This window comes from Kitasatospora sp. NPDC001261 (assembly GCF_042896795.1).
Classification (GTDB): Bacteria; Actinomycetota; Actinomycetes; order Streptomycetales; family Streptomycetaceae; genus Kitasatospora.
In genome coordinates this window covers 85,944-98,633 of record NZ_JBIAXP010000039.1, presented here as the reverse complement: position 1 = coordinate 98,633, position 12,690 = coordinate 85,944, and the positions used below count along the sequence as shown (strand labels likewise).

Genomic DNA, 12,690 nt, shown 5'->3' with positions numbered 1-12,690 from the left:
GCACGAACCGGAAGTGGTGTTTCAGAGGATTGGCCACCGCGGGACCGTCCGCGCAGATGCGTGTCCGGTGCTCCCTGCCAGGCAGCTCGAAGAACTGTACGCGCTTCCACGCACCGATGCAAACGTCGTGCAAAGACGGCCGGCCGGACCCCGGGGAGAGGGGTCCGGCCGGTGGTGCCGTGCGGATCAGCTGTTGGTGGGGAAGCCCAGGTTGATGCCGCCGTGCGACGGGTCCAGCCAGCGCTGGGTCACGGCCTTGCCCCGGGTGAAGAACTGCACGCCGTCCGGGCCGTACGCGTGGGCGTCGCCGAACAGCGAGGCCTTCCAGCCGCCGAAGGAGTAGTAGGCGACCGGGACCGGGATCGGCACGTTGATGCCGACCATGCCGACCTCCACCTCGAACTGGAAGCGCCGGGCCGCGCCGCCGTCGTTGGTGAAGAGGGCGGTGCCGTTGCCGTACGGGTTGGCGTTGATCAGCGCCAGGCCCTCCTCGTACGAGTCGACGCGCACCACCGAGAGGACCGGGCCGAAGATCTCGTCGTTATAGACGGACATGCCGGGCTTCACGTGGTCGAACAGCGTGGGGCCGAGCCAGAAGCCGTCGGCCGTCGGGGAGCCGTTCCGGTCCTCGGCGGTGACCGGGTGCTTGCGGCCGTCCACCGCGAGCTCGGCGCCGTCGGCGACCCCGGACTCCACGTAGGAGGTGACCTTGTCCCGGTGCTGGCCGGTGACCAGCGGACCCATCTCGGACTCGCCGTTGCAGCCGGGGCCGACCTTCAGGGTGGCGATCCGCTGCTTGATCTTCTCGACCAGCTCGTCGCCGATCGGGTCGACCGCGACCAGCACGGACACCGCCATGCAGCGCTCGCCGGCCGCGCCGAAGCCCGCGTTGACGGCGGCGTCGGCGGCGAGGTCGAGGTCGGCGTCCGGCAGGACCAGCATGTGGTTCTTGGCGCCGCCCAGGGCCTGCACGCGCTTGCCGTAGCGGGTGCCGGTCTCGTAGACGTAGCGGGCGATCGGGGTGGAACCGACGAAGCTGACGGACTTGACGTCCGGGTGCTCCAGCAGGCGGTCGACGGCCACCTTGTCGCCGTGCACGACGTTGAAGACGCCGTCCGGCAGGCCGGCCTCCTTCCACAGCTCGGCGAGGAAGTTGGCGGCGGACGGGTCCTTCTCCGAGGGCTTCACCACGACGGTGTTGCCGGCCGCGATGGCGATCGGGAAGAACCACATCGGCACCATGGCCGGGAAGTTGAACGGCGAGATGATCGCGACCGGGCCGAGCGGCTGGCGGATCGAGTAGACGTCGACGCCGGTCGAGGCCTGCTCGGTGAAGCCGCCCTTGACCAGCTGCGGGATGCCGCAGGCGTACTCCACGACCTCCAGGCCGCGGGCGATCTCGCCGAGCGCGTCGGAGTGCACCTTGCCGTGCTCGGCCACGATGATCGAGGCCAGCTCGTCGCGGCGGGCGTTCAGCAGCTCGCGGAAGGCGAACAGCACCGTCGTCCGCTTCGCGATCGAGGCGGTGCGCCACTCGGTGAAGGCCGAAGCGGCGGCGGCCACGGCCTGGTCGACCTCGGCGATCTCGGCGAAGTCGACCTGGCCGGCGACCTGGCCGGTGGCCGGGTCGAAGACCTCGCCGCGACGGGGGGCCGCACCGGCGGTGGCGACGGGCTTGCCGCCGATCCAGTGAATGATGTGCTTGCTCAAGGTCCGTCTGCCTCCGAAGTCCCGGGCGGCGTCCTGCCACCGGTCCGGTCTGGCGCCGCCCGCACGTGGGCCGGGCGACGGGAATCACGGGGCTACCGCGCTCGTCTCCCAGTCTGGTGGCCGCTCCGGCGCAGCTCAACGAACAGGCTGACGGGGATCGTGGATTCAGCCTTACAGGTCGTCCGGTCACTCGCCCGAACGTGTGAACCCACCACGAATGCCCCCAACGGCACGGGCACCCAAACACCGCGGGCACCCGCGGGACCAGGGCGTCAGGACTCCCCGTTCTCCGGCTCCTCCAGGTACGGGTCGTGCAGCCCGTCCGCCGCCTCCCGGGTCTCCAGCAGGTCCAGCCGCAGGTCCTGCGCCCAGGCCAGCGCCCACCGCTTCCGCTCGGCCACCTCCCCGGCCGGCACGCCCCGGGCGCGGAACCGCCCGTCCGCCGCCTCGGCGAGCGCCTCCAGCCGTTCGGCCAGCGCCGCGGGCTGGAAGTCCGGGTCCAACTCGGCTGCCAGTGCTAGCAGCTCGCCCTCCCGGTAGCAGCGGGTGAGGGCGTGCACGTCGATCAGGTCGCGGGGCATGCCCCGGTCCACGAGCAGCGCGGTGGTCAGCGCGGCCGCGTCCTCCAGGGCGACGACCGGCAGCACCGCCGGGGGCTCGTCCGGTCCGGGCGCACCGAGGTCGAACCGGACCGGCCGGTGTCCCAGCGGTTCCTTGCGCAGTTCCACCGAGTGCGACCGCCCGCCCAGCGCCAGCCGGACGGTGAGCTGTTCCAGCCGCGGTGTGCCCGGCCGCTCGACGGCCCCGCCGCCCGCCGCCCGGTACGCCTCGCCCAGCGCGGCGGCCACCTCCGGCAGGTCGGCGCCGCCGGTCGCCAGGGTCAGCCCGTCCTGCGGGCAGGCCGCGACGCCGTGGGCGCGCAGCGCGTGCCCTCCCGCCAGGGCGAGGCCGTACCGGTCGCAGACGGGTGCGGCCAGCGCGGCCAGGCGCAGCTGGGCGGGGCCCGGGCGGAGGGACGCGTCGACGGCGTGCGGGACGGTGGTCACGCCTCCAGTCTGACGCGACCGCCCGTTCCGCGCGCCAGTTGCCGGGCGCCCGGAGCGCTACCGGGCGCCCCCGGGCACCTCCTCACGCCCCCGGGCCCCCGGTTCCGCACGAGACGGCGCGGCTCACCAGCCGCCGAGCCGGGCCGCCGCCTCGTGCAGGGCGAGCTCCAGCAGCACCGGGTCGGTGAGCCGCCCGGAGCCGTCCGGCGGGACCAGCCAGCGCACGCCCCGGCTGCGGCGCCCGGGGTGCGGGACGACGATCCAGGTGCCCTCCCCCGCACCGCGCACGCCGGTGCCGATCCAGCGGGCGGCGGTGCCGACGGGCACCAGGAAGCTGACCTGCCCGCCCCCGAAGTCGGTGAGGACCGGACCGCGGGTGCGCGGGTCCAGGACCTCCGCGGCCGGGCGCCCGAGCCGTCCGGGGACGGAGAGGACGTCCCAACGCCGGCCGGCCGGCAGCAGCACCAGGCCCAGCCCGGTGCGCTCCCACTGGTCCCGGAAGGCCTCCGGGTCCGGTGCCGCCTGGGCGAGCCAGTGCAGTCCGGTGGTCTCCATGTCGTGTCCCCGCTTCTTGCCGTTCGTACTGTTCGGAGACGGCGGGAAGAGCGAGACCCGCCGTCACCAAGGAGAGGCGGACGGCGGGTCCCGATTACACGACTAGGGGCACCCGGCTACGGGCGTTCGTGGTTTCTACGGTTTCAACGGTTTCAACGGCTTCAGCCGTTTCGGCAGATCAGCGGTTCAGCATTTCAGCGTTCCAGTGGTTCAGCGTTTGAACGGTTCAGCTGTCGAAGCCGAGCCCCAGCCGGTCGAGGGTGCGCAGCCAGAGGTTGCGGTGGCCGCCGTTGCGGTCCGCCCGCTCCAGCGACCGGGTGGTGAGCTCGATCCCGGCCCAGCGCACCGGCTCGGGCGGGAACGGCAGCGGCTTGCTGCGCACCATCTCCAGCGAGGTGCGCTCGGTGCGCTCGCCGGCCAGCAGGTCGAGCATCACCTCGGCGCCGAAGCGGGTCGCGCCGACGCCGAGCCCGGTGTAGCCGACCGCGTACGCGACCTTGCCCCGGTACCCGGTGTCGAAGAACGCCGAGAAGCGGCTGCAGGTGTCGATCGCGCCGCCCCAGGCGTGGGTGAAGCGCAGGCCCTCCAGCTGCGGGAAGCAGCGGAAGAAGTGGTTGGCCAGGGTGCGGAAGGTCTCCGGCCGCTGGTCGTACTCGTGCCGGACCCGGCCGCCGAAGTGGTAGACCGCGTCGTAGCCGCCCCAGAGGATCCGGTTGTCGGCGGAGAGCCGGAAGTAGTGGAACTTGTTGGCGCTGTCGCCGAGGCCCTGGCGCCCGCGCCAGCCGATCGCGGCGAGCTGCTCCTCGCTGAGCGGCTCGGTCATCAGCGCGTAGTCGTACACCGGGACGACGTACGGGCGGACCCGCTTGAGCAGCGACGGGAACACGTTGGTGCCGAGCGCGACCTTGCGGGCGAAGACCCGGCCGTACGGGGTACGGACGGCCATGCCGCTGCCGTGCTCCCGCAGGTCGGTGGCCCGGGTGTGCTCGAAGATCCGCACGCCCTGGCCCAGGCAGGCGTCCTTGAGGCCCCAGGCGAGCTTGGCGGGGTGGACCATCGCCACGCCCTCCTTGTCCCAGAGGCCGCCGAGGAAGGTCGGCGAGTCGACCTCGGCGCGCAGCTGGTCGGCGTCCAGGACGGTGATGTCGAAGCCGTACCGGGCGACCGCCTCGGCGATCTCGTGGAGCTCCTCGACCTGGTGGGGCTGGGTGGCGACGTCGATCTCGCCGGTGCGCTCCCACTCGGCGTCGATGCCGTAGCGCTTGAGGGTGGCCTCGATGCCGTCGAGGTTGGCGGCACCGAGGCGTTCCAGCTGGGCCAGTTCGGACGGCCAGCGGTCCAGGCCGTTGCCGAAGCCGTGGGTCAGGCTGGCCGCGCAGAACCCGCCGTTGCGCCCGGACGCGGCCCACCCGACCTCGTTGCCCTCGACCAGCACGACGTCCAACGAGGGGTCGCGTTCCTTGGCGATGAGGGCGGTCCACAGGCCGGAGTAGCCGCCGCCGACGACCAGCAGGTCGCAGGTGGTGTCGCCGACCAGGGCGGGCAGTGCCGCCGGCCGGCCGGGATCCTCCAGCCAGAAGGGGGTGGGCCTGGCGTCACTGAGTGCGCGGGCGGAGTCCATGCATTATCAGCCACTTTCTACGAATAGGTGATGGTTGTACTGGCCACCGTCGTCGACCGTACGTCAGGCGGTGGCCTTCCGGCGGTTGCCCAGCCACTGGCCGACGACGGTCAGCAGGACGGCGGCGAGGAACATCGCGGTGCCGATGACGTTCACCTGCACCGGGATGCCGCGCTGCGAGGCGCCCCAGACGAACATCGGGAAGGTGACCGTGGTCGGCCCCGAGTTGAACTGGGTGATGATGAAGTCGTCGAAGGAGAGCGCGAAGCTGAGCAGCGCGCCCGCCGCGATGCCGGGCGCCGCCAGCGGCAGGGTGACCCTCAGGAAGGTCTGGACGGGGGTCGCGTAGAGGTCCTGGGCGGCCTGTTCGAGCCTCGGGTCCATGCTCATCACGCGCGCCTTGACCGCCGTCACCACGAAGCTGAGGCAGAACATGATGTGGGCGATGAGGATGGTGGTGAACCCGAACGGGATGCGCATGTTGAGGAAGAGCGTCCCGAGCGAGGCGGCCATGACCACCTCGGGCATGGCCATCGGCAGGAAGATCATCGCGGTGGTGGCCGAGCGGCCGCGGAAGCGGTAGCGGGCCAGTGCGAAGGCGACCATGGTGCCGAGCACGGTGGCGCCGACGGTGGCGAGCACCGCGATCTGCAGGCTGAGCGAGAGCGACTGGCACATGTCGGCCACGCCGCAGGGGCTGGTCCAGGCGTCGGTGGAGAACTCGTTCCACTCGTAGTTGAACTTGCCCACCGGCTTGTTGAACGAGAAGGCGAGCACGACCAGGTTGGGCAGCACCAGGTAGGCGAGGGCCAGCAGGCCGGCCAGCACCACCAGGTGGGCGCGGATCCACTTGGAAATCCGGGACATCAGACCAGATCCTCCGTCCCGGCCTTGCGCATGTAGACCGTCACCATGCCCAGGATCAGGGCCATCAGGATGAAGCTCAGCGCGGCGGCCGTGGGGTAGTCGAGCACGTTCAGGAACTGCTTCTGGATGCCGTTGCCGACCATCTGCTCGCTCGGCGAGCCCAGCAGCTGGGCGTTGATGTAGTCGCCGGAGGCGGGGATGAAGGTCAGCAGGGTGCCCGCGACCACGCCCGGCAGCGAGATCGGGAAGGTGACCTTGCGGAAGGTGGTGAACGGCCGGGCGTAGAGGTCGCCGGCCGCCTCGTGCAGGCGCGGGTCGATCCGCTCCAGCGAGGTGTACAGCGGCAGGATCATGAACGGCAGGAAGTTGTAGGTCAGGCCGCAGACCACGGCGAGCGGCGTGGCCAGCACCCGGTCGCCGCTGGTCAGGCCGAGCAGGTTGGTGACGTCCAGGACGTGCAGCGCGTTCAGCGCGCCGACCACCGGGCCGCCGTCGGACAGGATGGTCTTCCAGGCCAGCGTGCGGATCAGGAAGCTGGTGAAGAACGGCGCGATGACCAGGATCAGGATGACGTTGCGCCAGCGCTTGCTCGCCTTGAAGGCGATCGTGTACGCGAGCGGGTAGCCGACGGCCAGGCAGAGCACGGTGGCGACGGCCGCGTAGGAGAACGAGCGCAGGAAGTGCCACCGGTACTCGACCAGGGCGTCCCAGTAGGTCGATATGTGCCAGGTGACCTTGAAGCCCTCTTCGAGCGAGCCGCTCTGCAGCGAGGTCGACGCCTGGTAGACCAGCGGGACGGCGAAGAAGACGACCAGCCAGGCGATGCCGGGAAGCAGCAGCCAGTACGGGGTGAGCTTGCGCCTGGGCTTCGGCGCCGGTCCCTCCAGCGGTATGACCTGGGGTGGCGCGGCCGGGGTGGTGGCGGTCATGCGGCCTCCTCCGCGGTGCCCGCGTCGATCGCCTGGGCGGCGTCGAGGGCGAAGGAGTGCGCCGGGTTCCAGTGCAGCTGGACGGCGGCGCCGGGGACGATCCGCGCGTCGCGCTCCATGTTCTGCTCGAAGACGGTGACCTCCTGGCCGCCGTCGGTGCGCACCACGTACTGGGTGGAGACGCCGATGAAGCTGGAGTCGAGCACCGTGCCGGCCAGCCGGTTGCGGCCGTCGGCGACCTGCTCGGAGGCGTGGGTGATGGTGATCTTCTCCGGGCGCACGCCCAGGTGGACGCGCTTGGCGTCGGTGGCGCAGCGCGCCTTCGGCACCGCGAGGCGGGCGCCGGCCGCGCTGAGCAGCAGGTCGCCGCCCTCGGTGCCGGTGACCTCGGCGGGCAGCAGGTTGGACTGGCCGAGGAAGTTGGCCACGAAGGTGGTGGCGGGGTTCTCGTACAGGTCGGCGGGGGCGCCCAGCTGCTCGACCCGGCCGCCGTTCATCACCGCGATGGTGTCGGCCATGGTCATGGCCTCCTCCTGGTCGTGGGTGACGTGCACGAAGGTGATGCCGACCTCGGTCTGGATCCGCTTGAGCTCCAGCTGCATCTGGCGGCGGAGCTTGAGGTCGAGCGCGCCGAGCGGCTCGTCCAGGAGCAGCACCTGCGGGTGGTTGATCAGTGCGCGGGCGACCGCGACGCGCTGCTGCTGGCCGCCGGAGAGCTGGTGCGGCTTGCGCCGGGCGTACTGGCCGAGCTCGACCAGCTCCAGCATCTCCTCGACCTGCTTCCTGACGTCCTTCCTGCCGCGCCGGCGCAGGCCGAAGGCGACGTTCTCGAAGATGTCCAGGTGCGGGAAGAGCGCGTAGCTCTGGAAGACGGTGTTCACCGGCCGCTTGTACGGGGGCAGGGCGGTGACGTCCTGGCCGCCGATCAGGACGGTGCCGCTGGTGGGCTCCTCCAGGCCGGCGATCATGCGCAGGGTGGTGGTCTTGCCGCAGCCGGAGGCGCCGAGCAGGGCGAAGAACGAGCCCTGCGGGACGGTCAGGTCGAGCGGGTGGACGGCGGTGAAGGAGCCGTAGGTCTTGCCGATGCCGGTGAGCCGGACGTCGCCGCCGACGGCCGCGTCGCGCTGCTGGTCTGTCATGGGGTGGTGTCTTCCTGGGATTCTCTGCCGGGAGCGGGGGTCAGGCGCCGATGAGCTTGGAGAACTTCTGCTCGAAGTCGCTCTCCTCGCTCTCGGAGAGCGTGCGGAACACGTGCGCCCTGCCCGCCATCTCGGGGGTGGGTACGACCAGCGGGTTGGCCGCGGTGTCCGGGGCGATGCCGGCGAGCTCGTCCTTCATCCCGGTGACGGCGGAGACGAAGCCGATGCCCGCGACCAGCTGCGCCGCGATCTTCGGCTGATAGTAGAAGTCGATCAGCTTCTCCGCGTTCGCCTTGTGCTGGGCCCTGGCCGGGACCAGCATGTTGTCGGTCGAGGCGATGTAGCCCTTCTCCGGGATGACGAACTCGATGTCCGGGTTGTCGGCGCGCAGTTGGATCAGGTCGCCGCCCCAGGCGATGCAGGCCGCGATGTCGCCGGCGGAGAGCTCCTGGCCGTAGTCGTTGCCGGTGAAGCGGCGGATCTGCTTGCTGTCGACGGCCTTCTGGAGGCGGGCGACCGCGCCGTCGAAGTCGTCGGCGGTGAACCTCTCGGTGCTCCTGCCCTGGTCCAGCAGGACCATCCCGATGCTGTCGCGCATCTCGGAGAGGAAGGTGACCCGGCCCTTGAGGTCGGGATCGTCCAGCAGCTGGGAGACGCTGGTGACCTCCTTCCCCCTGGTCGCCTTCCGGTTGTACGCGACGACGGTCTGGATGCCGGCCCACGGGTAGGAGTAGAGCCGCCCCGGGTCCCAGTCGGGGGCGCGGAAGCGCGACTCGATATTGGTGATCGCGGTGGTGACGTTCGCCGGGTTGAGCTTCTGCACCCAGCCGAGCCGGATCAGCCGGGCGGCCATCCAGTCGGTGAGCACCATCAGGTCGCGGCCGGTGTCCTGGCCGGAGGCGAGCTGCGGCTTGATCTTCCCGAAGAACTCGACGTTGTCGTTGACGTCCTCGTTGTACTTCACCTTGATCCCGGTGGCCTCGGTGAAGGCCTCCAGGGTGCCGTGCTTCTCCTTGTCCTTCTCGTCCGTGTCCACGTACAGCGGCCAGTTGGAGAAGTCGACCTCCTTCTGCGTCTCCGAGAGGTCCTTGGCGGCGTTCGCGGTCGAGTCGCCGGTCGCCCGGGGGGCCGCCGGGATCCCGCAGGCGGCCAGGGTGCCCGCTCCGGCGCTCAGCGCGGCGGCGCGCAGCAGGGTGCGGCGGCCGAGCGCGGCCCGGCCGCTGGTCAGACTGCGTTCCCAGGCCCTTCGGACCGGTTCGGGCAGACCGTCGGTGAGCTCGTTGAACGCCATGGAACGGGCCTCCTGGGGGAGATGGGGTGTGGGGGCACCCGCGTGGTCCGGGGGTTATCTGTCTCCGAAGACGGTGCGGTGCCAGTCCTTGCGGGCCACCGCGGTGGTGTCGAACATGACGTGCTTGACCTGGGTGTACTCGTCCAGCGAGTACTGGGACATGTCCTTGCCGTAGCCGGACGCCTTGTAGCCGCCGTGCGGCATCTCGCTGATGATCGGGATGTGGTCGTTGACCCAGACGCAGCCGGCCGCGATCTCCCGGGTGGCGCGCAGCGAGCGGTGCACGTTGCTCGTCCAGGCGGAGGCGGCCAGCCCGTACGGGGTGTCGTTGGCCAGCCGCAGGCCCTCGTCGTCGCCGTCGAAGGGCAGCACCACCAGCACCGGGCCGAAGATCTCGCCCTGCACGACCTCGCTGTCCTGGGCCGCGCCGGTGATCAGGGTCGGCCGGTAGTACGCGCCCCGGGTGAGGTCGGTGCCGTCGTGGCCCTTCTCCGGGGCCCGGCCGCCGGTGACCACGGTGGCGTACGAGCGGGCGCGCTCCACGAAGCCGGCCACCCGGTCCCGGTGGGCGTACGAGACCAGCGGGCCGAGGTCGGTGCGCGGGTTCAGCGGGTCGCCGATCCGGATCGCCGCGTACAGCTCGGCCACCCCGGCCACGAAGGCGTCGTACAGCGGGCGCTGGACGTAGGCGCGGGTGGCGGCGGTGCAGTCCTGGCCGCCGTTGATCAGCGAGGCCGCGACCGCTCCGTGCACCGCGGCGTCCAGGTCGGCGTCGTCGAAGACCACGAACGGGGCCTTGCCGCCGAGCTCCAGGTGGGTGCGCTTGACGCCCGCGGTGGCGATCTCGGCGACCCGCTTGCCGACGCCGGTGGAGCCGGTGAAGGAGACCATCGCGACGTCCGGGTGCCCGACCAGGTGCTCGCCCGCGGTGCGCCCGGCGCCGGTGACCACGTTGACCACGCCGTCCGGGATGCCGGCGGCGGTGCAGGCCCGGGCGAACATCAGCGAGGTCAGCGGGGTCAGCTCGGCCGGCTTGAGCACGATGGTGTTGCCCGCGGCGATCGCCGGGAGGATCTTCCAGGCGGCCATCTGCAGCGGGTAGTTCCACGGCGAGATCGAGCCGACCACGCCGACCGCCTCGCGCCGCACGTACGAGGTGTGGTCGCCGGAGTACTCGCCGGCCGCCTTGCCCTCCAGGTTGCGGGCGGCGCCGGCGAAGAAGGCGGCGTTGTCGACGGTGCCGGGCACGTCGAACTCGGTGGCCAGCTTGACCGGCTTGCCGGTCTGCGCGGTCTCCACCCGGGCCAGGTCGTCGGCCGCCCCGGCCAGCACGGCGGCCAGCCGGGTGAGCGCCTCGGAGCGCGCACCGGGGGTGGCCGAGGACCAGCCGGGCAGGGCCGCCCTGGCGGCGGCGACGGCGGTGTCCACGTCCCCGGCGGTGGCCAGCGCGACCTGCTCGACCACGCTGCCGTCGGCGGGGTTGACGACCTGGAAGGGCTCGCCGCTCCCCCTGGTCTGGCGTCCCGCGATGTACTGCGCGCCCGGGCCGAAGTCGGTCAGGTCCATCTGGTTCCTCCAAGTGCCGTGGTTCGACCGCTGCGGGGTCACGCGTCCGCGGTGGGGGTCTGCGGTCCCGCTGACCTTGCCTGCTGCGGGGTTGGGGTGACAAGGGTCACTTCGACAACCTCGGCACGAAGGGCCTTACAGGGTGCAAGGGTGCGGGCAGGGCAACAGGTCGTCGGGGGGATGGATGATTTACCTGACACCCTGACTGCACGACCCTGACCGCACACCCCGACCGCGTCACCCTGACCGCGTCACCCGAAACCAGAACGCCCGGAGCCCCGGCTCCGCTCTCCACAGCCCCGGAGGCCCGCGATGCTCCCCACCGTCGCCCGAGTCCTCGACCTCGACGTGATGCGGCGCGGCCTGCCCCAGGTGGTGGCCGGCGCCGACCACCTGGAGCGGCCGGTCCGCTGGGTCCACGTCAGCGAACTGCCCGACGTCGCCGGGATGCTCCGCGGCGGCGAACTGGTGCTGACCACCGGCATCGCGCTGCCCGAGGACCGCGAGGGCCTGGCCCGCTACGTGCGCGAGCTGGACGAGGTCGGGGTGGCCGGCCTGGTCGTCGAGTTCGGGCGGCGCTACTTCGACTCGCTCCCCCGCGCCCTGGTCAACGCCGCCGAGCAGCGCGGACTGCCGCTGATCACGCTCCGCCGCGAGCTGCGCTTCGTCGCCGTCACCGAGGCCGTGCACGCCCTGGTGGTCAACTCCCAGCTGGAGCAGCTGCGGATCTCCGAGTCGGTCCACCAGGTCTTCAACGAGCTGGTGGTGGAGGGCGCCGAGCCGCCCGAGGTGATCCGCCAGGTGTCCCGGATGGCCGGCGCCCCCGTCGTCCTGGAGAACCTGGCCCACCAGGTGCTCGCCCACGACGCCGCCGGACGCCCGGAGGCCGAGGTGCTGGAGGACTGGGAGCGCCGCTCGCGCGGCGTCCGTCCGGCCGGGCGCACCGGCCACGACCCGCGCAGCGGCTGGCTGGTCACCACCGTCGGAGCCCGCGGCCAGGACTGGGGCCGGCTGGTGCTGGTGCAGGAGCCCGGCCCGCTGCCCGAGGGCGAGGCCCACCCGCACACCATGCTGCTGGAGCGCGGCGCCTCCGCACTGGCGCTCAACCGGCTGGTGGTGCGCGACCGGGAGAGCCTGGAGCGGCAGACCCACCGCACCCTGCTGTCCGGCATCCTCACCCATGCGCTGACCGTCTCCGAGGCGGCGCTGCGCGCCCAGGCCCTCGGCATCCCGCTGGAGGGCCGCCGGCTGGTCGGCGTGGTGCTGCGGCAGCGGCGCGGCCCGATCCCGGCCGCGCTGGAGGCGCAGGCCCGGCTGCGCGACTTCACCGAACTGGCCGCCGGCGCCGTCCGGGCCTGCCGGCTGACCGCCCTGGTCGGCGCGCTGGACGACGAGGCCGTCGGGCTGCTGATCACGCTCGGCACCCAGCAGGACGAGCACGCCTCGCTGGACGCCCTCTCCGCCGCGCTGCGCCGGATGTCCGCCGAGGCCGGACGGGAGGGCGGCGACCCGGCGGGCCCGGTGGTCGCGGTCGGCTCCTCGGTCGGCTCGGTGCGCGACGCCCGGCGCACCCTGCTGGAGGCCACCCAGGTCGCCGACGCCGCCCTGCACGACGCGCCCGGCGGCCGCAGCTCCTCCTACTACCGCCTGCCGGACGTCCGGCTGCGCGGCCTGCTCCACCTGCTGCGCGACGACGCCCGGCTGCAGACGTACGTGGAGCGGGAGTTGGGCCCGCTGCTGGCCCACGACGCCGAGCACAACGGCCAGTTGGTGCAGATGCTGCGGATCTACCTGGAGCAGGGCCGGAACAAGTCGGCCGCCGCGGACGCCGCGCACCTGTCCCGGCCGTCCTTCTACGACCGGCTGCACAAGGTCGAGCGGATCCTCGGCGTCGACCTCGACCAGGTGGAGTCCTGCCTCTCCCTGCACGTGGCGCTGCTCGCCCTGGACGCCGTCCGGCGGTAGC

At 71.9% G+C, this 12,690-nt stretch carries 10 protein-coding genes; 1 reads left to right on the top strand and 9 read right to left on the bottom strand.

Annotated elements, in window-relative coordinates; translation table 11 throughout:
• Positions 1-186: 186 nt before the first annotated feature.
• The 9 genes from ACFY4B_RS38445 to ACFY4B_RS38405 form a co-directional block, all read right to left on the bottom strand.
• Positions 187-1,710 (bottom strand): CoA-acylating methylmalonate-semialdehyde dehydrogenase, encoded by a 1,524-nt coding sequence (locus ACFY4B_RS38445; protein WP_049660358.1) that lies wholly within the window; start codon positions 1,708-1,710, stop codon positions 187-189.
• Between the two features lie 272 nt (positions 1,711-1,982).
• The gene (locus tag ACFY4B_RS38440) at positions 1,983-2,756 is read right to left on the bottom strand and encodes a nucleotidyl transferase AbiEii/AbiGii toxin family protein (RefSeq protein ID WP_387975835.1); all 774 of its coding nucleotides are present in this window, start codon (positions 2,754-2,756) and stop codon (positions 1,983-1,985) included.
• A gap of 123 nt (positions 2,757-2,879) precedes the next feature.
• Positions 2,880-3,311 carry a hypothetical protein gene (locus ACFY4B_RS38435; RefSeq protein WP_049651908.1) on the bottom strand — a complete coding sequence of 144 codons (432 nt, stop codon included), beginning with the start codon at positions 3,309-3,311 and terminating at the stop codon, positions 2,880-2,882.
• Between the two features lie 226 nt (positions 3,312-3,537).
• A complete protein-coding gene (locus ACFY4B_RS38430) occupies positions 3,538-4,932 on the bottom strand; it encodes an NAD(P)/FAD-dependent oxidoreductase (protein ID WP_375877701.1) in 1,395 nt (464 codons plus the stop codon).
• Positions 4,933-4,995: 63 nt separating this feature from the next.
• On the bottom strand, positions 4,996-5,799 hold the full coding sequence (locus ACFY4B_RS38425; RefSeq protein WP_375877700.1) for an ABC transporter permease: 804 nt from the start codon (positions 5,797-5,799) through the stop codon (positions 4,996-4,998).
• Entirely contained in the window at positions 5,799-6,728 is a 930-nt protein-coding gene (locus tag ACFY4B_RS38420; protein WP_375877699.1) for an ABC transporter permease, read from the bottom strand. Before ACFY4B_RS38420 ends, ACFY4B_RS38425 begins: the two co-directional genes overlap by 1 nt.
• The gene (locus tag ACFY4B_RS38415) at positions 6,725-7,867 is read right to left on the bottom strand and encodes an ABC transporter ATP-binding protein (protein WP_074001531.1); all 1,143 of its coding nucleotides are present in this window, start codon (positions 7,865-7,867) and stop codon (positions 6,725-6,727) included. The genes ACFY4B_RS38420 and ACFY4B_RS38415 overlap by 4 nt, the downstream gene beginning before the upstream one ends.
• A gap of 40 nt (positions 7,868-7,907) precedes the next feature.
• Positions 7,908-9,158 (bottom strand): extracellular solute-binding protein, encoded by a 1,251-nt coding sequence (locus ACFY4B_RS38410; RefSeq protein ID WP_375877697.1) that lies wholly within the window; start codon positions 9,156-9,158, stop codon positions 7,908-7,910.
• Between the two features lie 54 nt (positions 9,159-9,212).
• Complete coding sequence (locus ACFY4B_RS38405) at positions 9,213-10,724, bottom strand: gamma-aminobutyraldehyde dehydrogenase (RefSeq protein ID WP_049651902.1); 1,512 nt, start codon at positions 10,722-10,724, stop codon at positions 9,213-9,215.
• A 312-nt stretch (positions 10,725-11,036) separates the two neighbouring features.
• Between ACFY4B_RS38405 and ACFY4B_RS38400 the strand changes: the two genes are divergently transcribed.
• Positions 11,037-12,689, top strand: coding sequence for a PucR family transcriptional regulator ligand-binding domain-containing protein (locus ACFY4B_RS38400; RefSeq protein ID WP_074001528.1), 1,653 nt, complete (start codon positions 11,037-11,039; stop codon positions 12,687-12,689).
• The last annotated feature ends 1 nt before the right edge of the window (position 12,690 follow it).

Coding starts and splice junctions, on each gene's coding strand:
- ACFY4B_RS38435 (WP_049651908.1), bottom strand. CDS start 3,311: ATGGAGACCACCGGACTGCACTGGCTCGCCCAGGCGGCACCGGACCCG.
- ACFY4B_RS38430 (WP_375877701.1), bottom strand. CDS start 4,932: ATGGACTCCGCCCGCGCACTCAGTGACGCCAGGCCCACCCCCTTCTGG.
- ACFY4B_RS38425 (WP_375877700.1), bottom strand. CDS start 5,799: ATGTCCCGGATTTCCAAGTGGATCCGCGCCCACCTGGTGGTGCTGGCC.
- ACFY4B_RS38420 (WP_375877699.1), bottom strand. CDS start 6,728: ATGACCGCCACCACCCCGGCCGCGCCACCCCAGGTCATACCGCTGGAG.
- ACFY4B_RS38415 (WP_074001531.1), bottom strand. CDS start 7,867: ATGACAGACCAGCAGCGCGACGCGGCCGTCGGCGGCGACGTCCGGCTC.
- ACFY4B_RS38410 (WP_375877697.1), bottom strand. CDS start 9,158: ATGGCGTTCAACGAGCTCACCGACGGTCTGCCCGAACCGGTCCGAAGG.
- ACFY4B_RS38405 (WP_049651902.1), bottom strand. CDS start 10,724: ATGGACCTGACCGACTTCGGCCCGGGCGCGCAGTACATCGCGGGACGC.
- ACFY4B_RS38400 (WP_074001528.1), top strand. CDS start 11,037: ATGCTCCCCACCGTCGCCCGAGTCCTCGACCTCGACGTGATGCGGCGC.